The following is a 14787-nucleotide window of genomic DNA, read 5'->3' as shown; positions in this document are numbered from 1 at the left end:
TGACAATGACGGATAGCCTAATATAGCTTCAGAGAATGAAAATTCTTCTAGTTGGAGCCGGCGGCGTCGGCGACGCTTTCGCCAAGATCATCGTTCGCCGTTCCTTCTATGAACTGATCGTGGTCAGCGACTACGACCTCCGCCGCGCGGAGCGCACCGTCGCTTCGATCTCAGCCAAGCACGGAGAAGACGTCTCCGCCCGGTTCAAGGCCGTGCAGATCGACGCATCAGACCCCGAGCGGGTGGCAGCAGTTGCCCTCGAGCACGGGGCCACCCACGTGATGAATGCCGTCGAACCGAAGTTCGTTTCCAGCATATTCGCGGGATCCCTCGCTGCCGGTGCCGACTACGTCGACATGGCGATGAGCATGTCAAAGCCGCATCCCACCGACCCGCTCGCCCAGACCGGGGTCAAACTCGGCGACGAGCAGTTCGCGCAGGCCGCCGATTGGGAGAACACCGGACGCCTGGCCCTGGTCGGGATGGGCGTGGAGCCGGGGCTCTCTGACGTGTTCGCGCGGTACGCTTCCGACCACCTGTTCAGCGAGATCGACGAACTCGGCACCCGTGATGGCGCGAACCTGATCGTCCGGGACGAGAACGGCAATGAGATCTTCGCACCGTCGTTCAGCATCTGGACCACAATCGAAGAGTGCCTCAACCCTCCGGTGATCTTCGAAAGGGACCGCGGCTGGTTCACGACGGCCCCGTTCAGCGAGCCCGAGATGTTCGACTTCCCCGAGGGGATCGGCCCGGTCGAGTGCGTGAACGTTGAGCACGAAGAGGTGCTCCTAATGCCGCGCTGGCTAGAAGCGAAGCGGGTCACCTTCAAATACGGGCTCGGTGAGGAATTCATCGGCGTTCTGAAGACCCTGCACCTGCTCGGCCTCGACAGCGTCGAACCGGTGCGAGTGCGAGCCGCGGCCGGTTCCGCGATGGTCGCTCCCCGCGACGTCGTCGCGGCCTGCCTGCCTGACCCGGCGTCAATCGGACCCCGAATGACGGGAAAGACCTGCGCCGGCGTATGGGTCACCGGCTTGGGGCTGGACGGTGCCCCCCGAGAGGTCTACCTGTACCACGTCAGCGACAACGAGTGGACGATGAAGGAATACGACGCCCAGTGCGTGGTGTGGCAGACCGCACTCAATCCGGTGATTGCGTTGGAATTGCTCGCCGGAGGCGAGTGGGGCGGCGTCGGAGTACTGGGCCCGGAAGCCTTTGATGCAAAGCCTTTCCTCGAGTTGATGCAGGCACCCGAGCCCGCCGGCTACGGCCAGTCGTGGGGTTTCCAGGACCGCTTGCGCGGCTGAATGCGAGGAATCAGACCACAGGACGGTCGGTCGACTCGCGGGCACGCAGCACGTTCTTGACGGACGGCGGGCCGCTCCGCGAGTCACCATCGAGCCGGCTGAGCAGGAAATTGACCGCCGCTGTGGCCGTTTCCTCCGGGCTCAGGTCTACGGAGGTGATCGCCGGAGTGCTACTGCGGGTCTGCTCGGAATCAGACCCGGCAACGATCATCACGTCTCCGGGGATGGTGATGCCCGATTCCCAGAGACGCGCCTGCAGTCCGGAGGCATGCCGCCCCGTCAAACAGTAGATTCCGTCGGGTACCGGCTCCCCCGACTGCAGCATCGCCTCGGCGACGATTCGACCACCGCTCTCCCCGGAACGCTCGTCCTCCCGGTAGACGATCGCCTTCTGGCCCCGTCCGGCGCACCAGGAGCGATAGGCAATCTCGCTGTCCGCATTCCAGGCATTGGCATCCGTACCGGCGACGAGTGCGACACGCCGCGCGCCGCGGTCGAGCAGGTGGGCGAAGACCTCCGCCGCATCGGCCACGGTGCCCGTTCCGATCCAGTCAGTAAAGTCAGGCCGTTCCACGTCTCGGCCCACCGACACCAGAGGGATGCCGTTGCGCTTCAGCAATCCGATCACGGGATCGTTGCCGACCGGATCGGAAATGATGAAGCCGTCCACGGCGAGCGCGATCCCCGGCACGCTTCCGGTTGTCGGGTCACGCACCAGCATCAACCCGAACCCGCGGTCAAGCGCGGCCACGGCGGCGGCCCCGGCGAACCGCACGAAGTAGTCCACACCGACCGGCAGGTAGGAATCCAGGGTGTCGAGAGGGCGGATCACCAGCCCGAGAATGCCGAGACGATTGCTGCGGAGCCCCCGCGCGATCGCATCCGCGCTGTAGCCGAGGCTCGAGGCGGCATCGAGGACTCTCTGCCGCGTGGCCTCCGCCACCACACCCTTGCCGTTCAGGGCATGAGAAACAGTTGTGATCGAAACCCCGGCATTGCGCGCGACATCGTGAATGGTGACTCGCCGACCTGAAGTGCTCACGAGGAGCACTCTACTCCGTCAAATCAATTCACAAATCGTTTTGCATATTTCTCGACCAAAACGTTTTGTTCCGCTAGGTTCCTAAACACTGCACGGTCCGCCATCTCCCTCTCCAAGAAAATTAGGGGCTCCATATGAAGAAGAAAGCAGTCACCGCTCTGGCGGTACTCACCCTGGCTCTGACCGGCTGCGCCGGTGCGCCCCAGAGTTCCGAGGGCCCGAGCCTCGCCACCGACGATCTCCTGGTCACCACGCCAGAGGCCGCTGGCGAGCTCGACCTCGCCACCTGGAACCTACCCTTCGGCGAGCCTGCATCGCTCGACCCGATCAAGGCCTTCAACTACCCCGAGAACACTGTCGTCGCAAACCTCTGCGAAGGTCTGATGCAGCTGCAGCCCGACTACAGCATCACACCCAACCTGGCCGAGAAGGTGGAAAGCCCCGACGCGTCGACGTACATCTACACCGTGCGTCAGGGTGTCACCTTCTGGGACGGCCAGCCGATGACCACCGAGGACGTTCTCTTCAGCCTGGGTCGTCAGCTCGACCCGAACGAGGGCAGCTACTGGGCCGGGGGCATTGTCGACAACATCGCTTCCATCAACCAGACCGGTGATTGGGAGGTCACCGTCAAGCTCAAGGCACCGGATGCGACCTTCAACTCCTACATGGTCACCCCCGTGGGCACTGTGGTGGAAAAGGCACACCGCGAAGCCGCCGGCGAAGGCTACGGAACCCCCGCCGGCCTGGTCATGTGCACGGGCCCCTTCTCCGTCGGCGCTTGGAACGAGGGCCAGTCCATCTCCCTCCAGCGCAATGACAGCTATTGGAACGAGGACAGGGCAGCCAAGACCGCGCAGGTCGACATCAATTTCATCGTCGACTCCGCAGCCATCGCCAGCGCCCTGTCCACCGGTGCCATCGACGGCTCCTACGACGTGCCGTTGGGTGCGCTGAGCACCCTTCAGGACTCCACCGAGGGCACTCTCAACCTCGGACGTTCGCTGCAGCTGGTCGCCATCATCGGCACCGGCAAGGGCGCGTTCGCTGACCCTGCCGTGCGCAAGGCCCTCATGATGGCCACCGATCGGGAAGCCATCGCATCTACGGTGTTTGAAGGAACGGCCCAGGCCTCCCGATCGCTGATCCCCGACAACGGCTGGGCTTACGGCACGACAAAGTTCGAATCCGGCCGGGCCAAGCTCGCGCCGACCGGCGTCGACATCGACGGAGCTAAGGAAGCGCTCAAGGCTGCCACGGTCGACCTGACTCAGCCGATCAAGATCGTTTACCCCTCCGAGCGCACGTACTACGCCGACATCATCTCGGAGATCGCCAACGGCGCTGCTGCCATCGGGCTGACGGTGGAGCCGGAAGGAATCCCGAGCGCCCAGTTCGGTGCGTTCTTCTCAGACCCGAAGGCACGCGAGGGCCACGACGCGTTTGTGACCAACAACTACATGGACGTGCCGGACCCGCTCGCCTTCCTCCGGACCATTATGGGCACCGGCGGATCTCAGAACTACAACGAGTACAGCAACCCGGAGGTCGACGACCTGCTCGCCGAGGCCGCCGCCACGACCGACGAAGACAAGCGCGCTGCGCTCGTGAATCAGATCCAGGACATCGCCATGACAGACCTGCCCTGGATCCCGATCGCCGACCCCTCGGTGCGACTGTTCCTCAACAAGCGGGTTACGGGCGTCCCGGCATCCTTCGTCTACCTCTACTACCCCTGGGCCGCTGACCTCGGGGCCGCGGCCAAGTAGTTGATCGGGATCGAGAAGGGGTTATCTCAGTGATGTTCATGACGCGAAGGCTGCTCGCTCTGGCCGGGGTGCTCGTTGTGTCGAGCTTCCTGGTGTTCGCCGCCATGTACGCGGCACCCGGCAGCCCGGAGAACTTCCTGGTTCAGGGGCGCACCGTTTCGCCGGACGTGTTGGCCGCGATCCGCGAACAGTACTCACTGGATGACCCCTTCTTCGTCCGCTTCTGGAACTGGCTCACCAACGTTCTACAGGGCGACTTCGGGCAGTCCCTTGCCAACCGTCAAGAAGTGGGCGATCTGCTCGCCAACCGCCTGCCCACCACGCTGATGCTCGTGCTGCTCGCAGCCATCGTGATCGTGGTGCTAGGTGTCGGACTCGGCATCGGGGCCGGCGTCCGCGATGGAATCGTCGACAAGGTCGTGCTCCTGGGTTCCAACCTGGGATTCGCTGTTCCGACCTTCTTCGCGGCTCTGCTCCTGATGAGCATCTTCAGCGTCGGCCTGGGCTGGTTCCCCGTCTTCGGTTCCGGGACGGGCCTTCTCGATCGCATCTGGCACCTCACGCTCCCGGCGCTCGCCCTTGCCCTGCCGTCCGCTGCCGTGGTCGCCCGCATCACCCGCACCGCCATTCGGGAGGAGCGAGACTCCGAGCACTCCGTCATGGCGAGTGCCCGCGGAGTTCCTGCCATGCTCGTCCTGCGCCGCCACGTCATACGCAATTCCATGCTCCCGGTGAGCACCATTGTCGGCGTTCACATCGCAGGGCTGATCGCCGGATCCTTCGTCGTGGAATACGCCTTCACCCTCGACGGGCTCGGCACTCTGCTGGTGGGAGCGGTTCAGCGAAAAGACTTCGCAGTCGTGCAGGCAATCGCGATCATCCTGGTCGCGGCATTCGGCATCATCAACCTGCTCGTCGACGTGCTGTACGCAGCCATCGACCCGCGGGTAGGAACGAGGCGCAGCAAGTGAGCAGGTTCTTTCAACGAATGGGCCCCCTCGGCTCCATCGCCGTCGGCTTCGTCGCCCTGGTTGTGCTCGGCGCCCTGCTGGCACCGATCATCGCCCCTTACGACCCGACCATCGGCTCCGTCACCCAGCGCTACCAAGGCCCCAGCATGGCCCACCTGCTCGGCACGGACCAGGCAGGTAGAGACATCTTCTCCCGGCTGCTCTGGGGAGCGCGCTCCAGCCTGACCGGCCCATTGATCGTGGTCGTCATCACGGCGGTCTTCGGCACGACGCTGGCACTGACCAGCGTCTGGTGGGGTGGAATCGTGGACTCGTTCATGAGTCGGGTGCTCGACCTTCTGTTCGCATTCCCCAACCTCCTGCTCGCGATGCTCGCCATCGCCGTCTTCGGACCCAGCCTCACCACAGCCGCGCTCGCTCTGTCGATCGCGTACATCCCGTACACGGCCCGAGTCATCCGCAGCACGGCCATGCGCGAACGTAACCTGCCCTACACACGATCGCCACAGCTGCAGGGTATCTCCGGTGTCACCATCACGACCCGGCACCTGCTGCCCAACGTGGCTCCACTCATCGTGACCGGGGCGACGATCAACTTTGGCTTCGCGATGATCGAACTCGCCGCCCTGTCCTTCCTGGGTCTTGGTGTGCAGCCACCCCAGGCCGACTGGGGCCTCATGGTCTCCAACGGGCAGCAATCCCTGCTCAAGGGATACCCGGCCGAGAGTGTCCTTGCCGGGTTGTGCATCGTGCTGACCGTGGCCGCCCTCGGCTACATCGGCGAACGACTGGGCGGCCGCGCGGCCGCCGGAAGGAAGGCCTGATGCTGGACATTCGTGGTCTCAACCTAGCCATCGCCGGTGAGCACTCGTCGCGCCAGATCCTCAATAACGTGTCGATCACCGTCGATTCCGGCGAGGCCGTCGGGTTGGTCGGCGAATCGGGCAGTGGAAAGTCGATGACCCTGCGGTCGATTCTCCGCACTGAACCAAGAAATGCTAGGGTCACCGGCAGCATCACCCTCGACGGGATCGACGTGCTCGCGCTGCGGGGTGAGCCGCTACGCCTGATGCGCGCAAGGGACGTCTCGATGATCGCCCAAAACCCGCACGCGGTGCTCAACCCAGTGCTTCCCATCCGGCAGTACCTCGTCGAGGGCATGCACGATGCCCAGGGGCTCTCCGTTCGATCAGCCCGGCTCCGCGCCGGCGAGCTCCTCGAGCAGGTCGGCATCGACCACGTGGACCGCGTCCTCGGTTCGTACCCACACCAGCTCTCAGGGGGAATGCTCCAGCGGGTCGTGATCGCGGGGGCGATCGCCGGGAGACCGCGACTCATGCTCGCGGACGAGCCGACGACTGCCCTTGACGTCACCACCCAGGCGGAGGTAATGGCGATCCTTGACGATTGCAGGCGTGAACTCGGCATGGCCATGCTGTTCGTCACCCATGATCTCGACCTTGCCGCCGCGATCTGCGACCGGATCAACGTCATGAAGGACGGCGTCGTAGTGGAGACCGGCGCGCCGGAACAGCTCCGCGACGATCCGCAGCATCACTACACACGGGAGTTGATGGACTCCCGCCCGGCCGGCGTGATCTGGACCCGCACAGCAGGAGGCGCCGAATGACCACGCCCGCGATTACCGTCGAGTCGCTCACCAAGACGTTTCACACCGGTCACTCCAGCGGGGCAGTGACGGCGCTCGATGCGGTCACGCTGACGGTCGAGTCCGGGTCTTGTCTGGCCGTGGTCGGCGAGTCAGGGTCAGGCAAGACCACGCTGGCACGCATCATCGTCGGGCTGGAGACCTCAGACTCGGGCACCGTCAGGGTTGCGGGCCACCCGGTCGCAGCCAAGGCGAACCGGCGCGAATTGCGCCGCCGGGCGCGTCAGATCCAGATGGTTTTCCAGGACCCGCAGAGTTCACTCAACCGCCGCCTGCCGGTGCAGACCGCCGTAGACGAGGTCCTGCGCGCCCACACCTCCCTCGATCGTGCGGCCAGACGGGCGCGCTGCATCGAGTTGTTCGCACAGGTGGGCTTGGAACCGCACCAGCTGGGAGCGCTTCCGGGCGAGCTCTCCGGCGGCCAAAGGCAGCGCGTGGCCATTGCCCGCGCCCTCGCCGCTGATCCTGCCGTCATCGTGTTGGACGAGTCTGTGGCGGCGCTCGATGTCACCGTCCAGGCACAAATCCTTGCCCTCCTGACCGAGCTGCGCCAGTCCAGGGGGCTGACCTATCTCTTCATCACACACGATTTGTCGGTCGTACAGATGATCGCCGATCAGGTCGTCGTGATGCGCCGCGGAAGCATTGTGGAGCGCGGCTCCACCGCCGAAGTATTGACCAACCCGCAGCATCCGTACACTCAACTGCTTCTCGAGTGTGCACCTCGCCCCGGCTGGAAACCCCAGCGCGGCGTTATCCGTGCCCTTCGGGAGGAAATCACCTCATGATCACTGACCCTCCGATCACAATCCAAGTCGACTCAACGGATCCCTTCGGGCGCGGTCTGCAACGCGGCCGCGCGATCCGCGATGTGCTGGCCGAGAGCCTCTCCATCTACCTCGCTCTCTTCGCCACTGCCGGCATCAGCCCGGAGACGGTGCAGTTGAACGCGGAACTCGCGCTGCGGGCCACCAGGGAATGGTGCATGGACCTGGCCTCGGAGATGGAGGGAACCGCCGAGGGTTCCGGACTCGCCGTCTGGCAGGTGGCTGCCCTAAACGCACGCACCGAAATCCTCTCTGGAGGCCTCGGTGCGAAGCCGGGTGAATGCTCGACAATCGTGAACGCGCGGAACAATCCCATCGGCGCCCAAACGTGGGACTGGCATGACGAGTTGTCGGACCACTGGCACCTGCAGGAGGTACGCGGGAACGCCCGCGACTTCGTCGGCCTGACCGAGTACGGCATCATCAGCAAAATCGGCATCAACGATGCCGGCGTCGGCATTCTGCTCAATATCCTGGGCCACCGGGCCGACCGGGCCGACGGGGTTCCCGTGCACCTGGTCGGAGCCCGGGTGCTGGCTCAGGCGTCAACCCTTGCAGAGGCGGTCGACATTCTGCTCAGCGCACCCGTCAGCACATCCAGCGCCATTACCGTCGTGAGTCCGGAAGGCGCCGTGATCGTTGAGTTGAGCCCGGTGGGTGCAGCGGTTGTCCAGCCGCAGAACGACGTGCTGCTCCACACGAACCATTTCCTCGATGACCGGCTGGCCCAGGGCGAAAAGCCGGGCCTGTACGACCCGGACTCTCAGTTGCGCCTCGCAACGCTGACAGACCGGGTACGTCTTTCGCCGCTTCCGCCTGATGCGTCAGGCCTCTTGCCGTTCCTCGTATCCCAACCCGGTGACCCGGCCCAGCTCTGCTGCGTTCCCGCGGATGGTGCCGTTCTAGGCGACCGCTGGGCAACCTTGGCAACGATAACCCTGGACTCCGCCGCGCGAGGGATGACGGTGTCGGCGGGCTCTCCTGCGGACACAATCGACACCGAGACGGTGCGATTGGTAGCTGAACACCGAACCGGCGGTGTGGGGCGCTGATCCTGGAGGTGACATCATCAGGAGAGACAGCGTCGTCGCCACCTTCCGAGGAACGCGAGCAAACACTCGGGGATTCCCAGGGAATCAACAACGACCGAAAGCCGCCGCAGTGTCCTACCCCGCAGAGCTTGCCGACATCCGTCTCATCGTCTCGGACATGGACGGCACCCTGCTCGACGACGACGGCCACGTGCCGGACGCGTTCTGGCCTCTCCTCGATGACCTCCTGCGGGCCGGAATCGTCTTCGTTCCCGCCAGCGGCCGGCAGTACCAGACCCTCCACGGCATGTTCGGCGAGCGCGACGGACTGATCTACATCGCGGAAAACGGCACCAGCGTGATGCAGGGCGGCTCCAGCCTGCACCGCGAACCCGTCGAGGACGCGGCCATCGCCCCGCTCGTGGAGTGGGTGCGCACCACCGTGGCCGACGGAGCCGACCTGGGCATCGTCGTCTGCGGCGCCCGGACCGCCTACATCGAGCGCACCGATGCGGCCTTCGTCGACCACGTCCGCCGCTATTACGCCGCCGTCGAGATCGTTGCGGACGTGCACGCCGCCTGCCTCGATGACGATGTGCTGAAGCTGGCAATCTACGACGCAGGCCGGGCCGAGACGCGCAGCGGCCCGGCCATCCGGGGCCTGGGGCTGCCGGCCGATGTCGTGGTCTCGGGCCCGAACTGGGTCGATGTGATGCACCGGGGCGCGAACAAGGGCCGGGCGCTGGTGCGGCTGCAGCGACATCTGGGGGTCAGCCGGGAGCAGACGATGGCATTCGGCGACTACCTCAACGACGCCGAGATGCTCGACGCCGCCGGGCACTCCTACGCGATGGCCAACGCGCACGCAAGCATCCGTGCGCGTGCCCGCCACACCGCGGCGTCGAACGCGGAGGCGGGCGTGGTCAGCAGCATCCGTGAGGCCCTGCCGAACCTGAAGCCGGTGCTTGTCCCCTAGCGCTTGTCTCCTGGCGCGGGCAGCCATATGATATATCATTAGTGAAGCGATAATCGAACTCTGCGTTCTATTATCGAACGCGCGCTTTACCCGCAACAGCCAGCACGCAACGACAGTGACGTCCGTTTCGCCCGCAGATCCGCCCACAAAGAAGTGAGGAAGCCGTGCAGTTCCACCACCACGGATACGTGTCCACAGACCCGCGCATTCAGGACGCCGCGGGGGTCGGCATCGATCGCCCCGACGAGCTCCCCGAGAACGTCGACGTTCTCATCGTCGGAACGGGTCCCGCCGGCATGATCACCGCCGCCCAGCTCTCCCACTTCCCCGGCATCACGACTCGCATCGTGGAGCGTCGCGGCGAGCGCCTGGCGATCGGCCAGGCCGACGGCATCCAGGCCCGCAGCGTCGAGACCTTCCAGGCGTTCGGTTTCGCGGAGCGCATCATCGCGGAGGCGTACCGCATCACCGAGATGGCCTTCTGGACGCCGGACCCCACGGATGCGTCCCGCATCGTCCGCTCCGCCCGCGCGGTCGACGACCCGGCCGGCATCAGCGAGTTTCCGCACCTCATCGTCAACCAGGCCCGCGTGCTGGACTACTTCGCAGAGGTGATGGCCAATTCGCCGACGCGGATGGAGCCGGATTACGGCTTCGACTTCCGCAGCCTGGTGAACACCGACGAGGGCGACTACCCCGTGACGGTGACGCTGGTGCACACCGACGGTGAACGGGCGGGCCAGGAGCGTATCGTCCATGCCAGGTACGTTGTCGGCGCGGACGGCGCCCGCAGCGCCGTGCGCGATTCCATCGGCTGCACGCTCGCCGGCGACCAGGCGTTCCACGCCTGGGGAGTGATGGACGTTCTCGCGGTCACCGACTTCCCGGACATCCGGATGAAGTGCGCGATCCAGTCCGGGACCGGCGGCAACATCCTGCTCATCCCTCGTGAGGGCGGCTATCTGTTCCGCATGTACGTCGACCTGGGCGAGGTGTCCGCCGACGACAACGGAGCGGTGCGCAAGACGACGATCGACGAGATCATCGCGAAGGCCAACGCCATCATCCACCCCTACACGCTGGACGTGAAGAACGTCTCCTGGCACAGCGTCTACGAGGTCGCCCACCGTCTCACCGACCGATTCGACGACGTGCTGCCGGCCGAGGTCGGCACCCGCACACCGCGGGTCTTCATCACCGGCGACGCCTGCCACACGCACAGTGCGAAGGCCGGTCAGGGCATGAACGTGTCGATGCAGGACGGCTTCAACCTGGCCTGGAAGCTCGCCTATGTACTCGAAGGCCGCAGCCCAGAATCCCTGCTCGGCACGTACTCGGCCGAGCGTCAGGTCATCGCCAGGAACCTGATCGACTTCGACAAGCAGTGGTCGACCCTGATGGCGACCAGGCCGGAGGACCTCGAGGTGCCGCTGGAGGACTTCTACACTCGGACGGCGGAGTTCCCGTCCGGGTTCATGACGGAATACCCGCCGTCGATGCTGATCGGTGCGGCGGCCGACCAGCCGCTGGCCGCAGGGTTCCCGCTCGGCAAGCGCTTCAAGTCCGCCTCGGTGGTGCGCGTCGGAGACGCCAACCCCGTGCAGCTCGGACACCACCACCGAGCGGATGGCCGCTGGCGTCTGTACGCGTTCGCGGATGCCGCGGCATCCGGTGAGGCCTCGGCGCTCTCGGACTGGGCCGAATGGTTGCAGACGTCGCCGGAGTCCCCGCTGATCCTGCACACTCCCGGCGGGACCGACATCGACAGTGTCTTCGACGTCAAAGTGATCTACCAGCAGGACCACACCGGCGTGGACATCGGCAGCGTTCCGGCCGCGTTCCTGCCGAAGATCGGCCCGTTCGAGCTGATCGACTACGAGAAGGTGTACTCCACCGACCCGGAGCACGACATCTTCGAACTTCGCGGGATCGACCGCGGCGGCGCCGTCGTGGTGGTTCGACCGGACCAGTACGTGGCGAACGTGCTGCCCCTGGCCGAGACCGAGGAACTGGCGGCGTTCTTCCGGCAGGTGCTGCTCGTTCGGTAGACGCCCCCGCGGGGCGCCCCCTTTGGGGCGCCCCCGCGGCTACTCGGCGGTCGGCCGCTGGCGTTGACGTTTGGTTGCCGACCGCTGCTGCTTCGCGGCGAGGTGCCGACGGCCCGAACCCCGGGTGGGTTTCGTCGGCCGGCGGGGCGCCGCGGCGGGAGCCAGGCATCCGGCCACGAGGTCGGCGAGCTTGGCCCGGGCGATTTCTCGATTGCGCAACTGGGAGCGCCGCTCCGACGCTGTCACGGTGATCACCCCGTCGACGAGACGTTTGGCGAGGCGGGAGAGCAGCAGCATCCGCTGTTCATCGGAGAGCGCCGCCGACTCGGCGACGTTCCAGAAAAGCTCGACCCGGCTGTCGGACGTGTTGACGTGCTGACCGCCCGGACCGGAGGACCGCGAGAACCGCCAGCCGAGTTCGCGCTCGGGAACGGTCAACGCGGGCGTTACCTCCAGGTCCATGCACCCAGCGTCGCACGATCTGCGGCATTCGGCCTGAGGGGAGGCCGCATGGTAGCCTTTCCCCCTATTTGAGGAGTGCTGTGAACACGGCTTTGACTAACCCCGCGCCCATCGGCGCTTCTCGTTTCAGCACGCCGATGATGAGAGTTTCCGTCCTCGCCGCGGCGCTCCTCCTCTCGGTTCTGGGCCTGACGTTCGCCCCCTCCGGCGGACCCGCGTCGGCTGCGGAGACGATCGCCCAGTGCAACAATGTGGACAACACCCCCGGTCTGGGCCTGAACTGCGACGTGACCGTGGTCAACAACCTCAACGTCGCCACCGGAGTGGCCAATTCCACCGTCACCGTCAAGGAATGCCACGGCCCCGCGAACACGGAGCCGACCTGCACGACCTCGACGAAGAGCTATGACGCGCTCACCACATCGGTCAGCCAGTGCAACTATGCCGCGAACGGCGGCGGCGCCAGCGTCATCTGCAACGTAGACGTCACCAACAACATCACCGGGGCGGCGTCCACGGGCGTCACCGGCGCAACCGTCAACCAGTGCAACGGATCCGGGGCGGAAGGCACCGCGCCGACCCTGAACTGCGATCCGTTCCCCGCCAACGTATCCGGCGCGACGATCACTCAGTGCAACGGATCAGTGAACGGCGGCGGCGCTTCCGATCGCGTCACCTGCACGGTGACCCCCTCGACCATGAGCGCGCAGCTGCCGGTCTCGATCAACCAGTGCAACAACACGGCCAACGGCGGCGGATCCGTCGTCACCTGCGCCGCCTCGCTGAAGAACATCAGCCTTGCCTCCTCGACGACGCCCACACCGAAGGCGTCGCCGGTCGCCAAGAACAAACTGCACGACTCCAAGACCGACGGCTTCACGCACGTCTCAGCCGGCGGTAACGACTCCCCCGTCTTCCTCGGGGCCGGAGCGCTGCTGCTGGCCGGGCTGCTGACCGCAGCCTTCGCCGCACGCCGGATTGGTGCCCGTCGCTAAACCGGCGCTGCTCGGCGGAGTAGCGGCGCTTCTCTTAGTGATGTCGGTCGGGTGGATCCTTCTCCACCCGACCGGCCCGGAGACAGCCCCGACGGCCCTGCCGACACCCTCGATTCACCGCGTCACACCGGCGACACCGGCCGCGCCCCTGCCCGTTGCCCCGGACGTTCCCTCGGCTACACCTGCGCCTGATGTCGTGATCAACGCATCCGTGCCGCTGCGTCTCACGGTCCCCTCGATCGGGATCGACGGAGCCGTCTCCAAATACACGCAGTCGATGATCGACAGCCGTGGCGGCTTCGATCCGACCGAACTCACCACCATCGCCTGGGACACGACCATTGCCGGCGGTCTGGCCGGCACGGACTCGACCAATACGGTCTACCTGTACGGACACTCCTGGGTTGACACCGCGGTCTTCAACGACCTGAAGGATCTGCGTCCCGGAGCCGTCGCGAGCATCGACACGGCAAACGGGAGGCTATGCTACGTCGAGCAGAAGTCCCTCAAGCTGGACAAAGCGCAGTACAAGAACAACGACGAACTCACCGACGCCATCCCCAACCGTCTGGTTCTCGTCAGCTGCTACCGCCCCGTGGGCTACGACCCGAACTCCGCCACCGTGCAGAACATCGTCGCGGTGCTGCAACTGGACCAGGACAAGACAAACGTCGGTTGCTGATCACTCGGCCCGCGCGGCCTCGGCAGGCAACGGAAGTGTTCGCACGCTCTCGAACCGGCGCAGCTCCCCGTCGATGGGATCGGTGAACGTCACCTCACTCGCCAGGAGCTGCAGCGGCCGGGTGAAATCGTCGATCGCGACATCCTGAACGACGGGGTACACCGGGTCATCGATGATCGGGATCCCCAGGCCCAGCATGTGCATCCGCAGCTGATGGGTGCGGCCGGTGCGCGGCGTCAGCCGATAGACGCCGATGTCCTGCACGCCGTCCTGCAGGACGGTCTCCAGCTCGATCAGCGACTCGGCGTTGGCCGGATCGTCGGTCACCTCGGCCTGCCAGTGGCCTCGCCTGGTGGCGAGGTGGTTGCGGACGGTGACGGGGAGATCAAGTTCCGGCCGCAGGGGGGCCAGCGCACGATACGTCTTGCCGACCTCGCCGCGTTGGAACATCGTTTGATACGCCCCGCGCCACCGTCGCTCGGTCGCGAGGACCAGAAGGCCCGACGTCACCCGGTCCAGGCGATGCAACGGCGAGAGCTCGGGCAGCCCCAACTCGGCGCGCAGGCGCACCACCACACTCTGCAGGACGTGCCGACCACGCGGAATCGTCGACAGAAAGGCCGGCTTGTCGATCACGACGAGTCGGGCGTCCCGATGGACTACGTGGATGATACCGGGCACGAAGGCCTCATCGGCGAGGTCGCGATGAAACCAGACGAAGGTATGGGGCTGGTAGGGGTCGCTGCCGACGACCGGCTCGCCCGACTGATAGGCGAAGCGCTCCCCGGCCAGAAAAGCGGCGACATCGACGAACTCGGCGAGACGCTCGAGCAACCAGGCGCCCATGGTCGGCCACGGATGCGGCCGGGCGCGGTCCCGATCGGGCGTGCTCACCCAGGCGGCATCGAGCCCGTGGCGTTGCGGCAACGGTGAGGGCGGGGGCATTCACTGATCGTACGTCGCCCGGTATCCGTCTCACCAACTCGGTGGCGGCCGCGGCGAGCC

At 65.7% G+C, this 14787-nt stretch carries 14 protein-coding genes; 11 read left to right on the top strand and 3 right to left on the bottom strand.

Annotated features, from left to right (window positions below; all coding sequences use genetic code 11):
* Positions 1 to 35 precede the first annotated feature (35 nt).
* Positions 36 to 1310 carry a saccharopine dehydrogenase family protein gene (locus E3O49_RS12140; protein ID WP_134451693.1) on the top strand — a complete coding sequence of 425 codons (1275 nt, stop codon included), beginning with the start codon at positions 36 to 38 and terminating at the stop codon, positions 1308 to 1310.
* 10 nt (positions 1311 to 1320) lie between these two features.
* On the opposite strand, the gene E3O49_RS12135 is transcribed toward E3O49_RS12140, so the two are convergent.
* Positions 1321 to 2352, bottom strand: a complete 1032-nt coding sequence (locus E3O49_RS12135) for a LacI family DNA-binding transcriptional regulator (RefSeq protein ID WP_134368020.1) — start codon at positions 2350 to 2352, stop codon at positions 1321 to 1323.
* A gap of 134 nt (positions 2353 to 2486) precedes the next feature.
* On the opposite strand from E3O49_RS12135, the gene E3O49_RS12130 reads away from it, so the two are divergent.
* From E3O49_RS12130 to E3O49_RS12095, 8 genes are all read left to right on the top strand, one after another.
* Positions 2487 to 4121 (top strand): ABC transporter substrate-binding protein, encoded by a 1635-nt coding sequence (locus E3O49_RS12130; protein ID WP_134368021.1) that lies wholly within the window; start codon positions 2487 to 2489, stop codon positions 4119 to 4121.
* 32 nt (positions 4122 to 4153) lie between these two features.
* Positions 4154 to 5092, top strand: coding sequence for an ABC transporter permease (locus E3O49_RS12125; protein ID WP_244285303.1), 939 nt, complete (start codon positions 4154 to 4156; stop codon positions 5090 to 5092).
* Positions 5089 to 5916: an ABC transporter permease gene (locus E3O49_RS12120; protein WP_134368023.1), complete on the top strand. Its 828-nt coding sequence runs from the start codon at positions 5089 to 5091 to the stop codon at positions 5914 to 5916. The genes E3O49_RS12125 and E3O49_RS12120 overlap by 4 nt, the downstream gene beginning before the upstream one ends.
* Positions 5916 to 6722, top strand: a complete 807-nt coding sequence (locus tag E3O49_RS12115) for an ABC transporter ATP-binding protein (RefSeq protein WP_134368024.1) — start codon at positions 5916 to 5918, stop codon at positions 6720 to 6722. Before E3O49_RS12120 ends, E3O49_RS12115 begins: the two co-directional genes overlap by 1 nt.
* A complete protein-coding gene (locus E3O49_RS12110) occupies positions 6719 to 7549 on the top strand; it encodes an ABC transporter ATP-binding protein (RefSeq protein ID WP_134368025.1) in 831 nt (276 codons plus the stop codon). Before E3O49_RS12115 ends, E3O49_RS12110 begins: the two co-directional genes overlap by 4 nt.
* Positions 7546 to 8640, top strand: a complete 1095-nt coding sequence (locus E3O49_RS12105) for a C45 family autoproteolytic acyltransferase/hydrolase (protein ID WP_134402329.1) — start codon at positions 7546 to 7548, stop codon at positions 8638 to 8640. The genes E3O49_RS12110 and E3O49_RS12105 overlap by 4 nt, the downstream gene beginning before the upstream one ends.
* Positions 8641 to 8749: 109 nt before the next feature.
* Positions 8750 to 9595, top strand: a complete 846-nt coding sequence (locus E3O49_RS12100; protein ID WP_241975750.1) for a Cof-type HAD-IIB family hydrolase — start codon at positions 8750 to 8752, stop codon at positions 9593 to 9595.
* A gap of 164 nt (positions 9596 to 9759) precedes the next feature.
* A complete protein-coding gene (locus tag E3O49_RS12095; RefSeq protein ID WP_134451691.1) occupies positions 9760 to 11643 on the top strand; it encodes an FAD-binding monooxygenase in 1884 nt (627 codons plus the stop codon).
* A gap of 39 nt (positions 11644 to 11682) precedes the next feature.
* Here E3O49_RS12095 and arfB read toward each other — a convergent pair whose 3' ends face one another.
* Positions 11683 to 12105, bottom strand: a complete 423-nt coding sequence (arfB, locus tag E3O49_RS12090; RefSeq protein ID WP_134368029.1) for an alternative ribosome rescue aminoacyl-tRNA hydrolase ArfB — start codon at positions 12103 to 12105, stop codon at positions 11683 to 11685.
* Positions 12106 to 12242: 137 nt separating this feature from the next.
* Between arfB and E3O49_RS12085 the strand changes: the two genes are divergently transcribed.
* On the top strand, positions 12243 to 13100 hold the full coding sequence (locus tag E3O49_RS12085) for a hypothetical protein (protein ID WP_134409848.1): 858 nt from the start codon (positions 12243 to 12245) through the stop codon (positions 13098 to 13100).
* Between the two features lie 196 nt (positions 13101 to 13296).
* On the top strand, positions 13297 to 13782 hold the full coding sequence (locus tag E3O49_RS12080; protein WP_160141109.1) for a class F sortase: 486 nt from the start codon (positions 13297 to 13299) through the stop codon (positions 13780 to 13782).
* Here the strand turns inward: E3O49_RS12080 and E3O49_RS12075 are convergent, their stop codons facing one another.
* Positions 13783 to 14676 (bottom strand): pseudouridine synthase, encoded by an 894-nt coding sequence (locus E3O49_RS12075; RefSeq protein WP_244285300.1) that lies wholly within the window; start codon positions 14674 to 14676, stop codon positions 13783 to 13785.
* Positions 14677 to 14787 lie beyond the last annotated feature (111 nt).

The organism is Cryobacterium shii (assembly GCF_004402595.1).
In the GTDB taxonomy this organism is placed as follows: Bacteria; Actinomycetota; Actinomycetes; order Actinomycetales; family Microbacteriaceae; genus Cryobacterium; species Cryobacterium shii.
The sequence above is the reverse complement of the archived record's forward strand: the minus strand, read 5'-3'. Positions and strand labels throughout refer to the sequence as shown.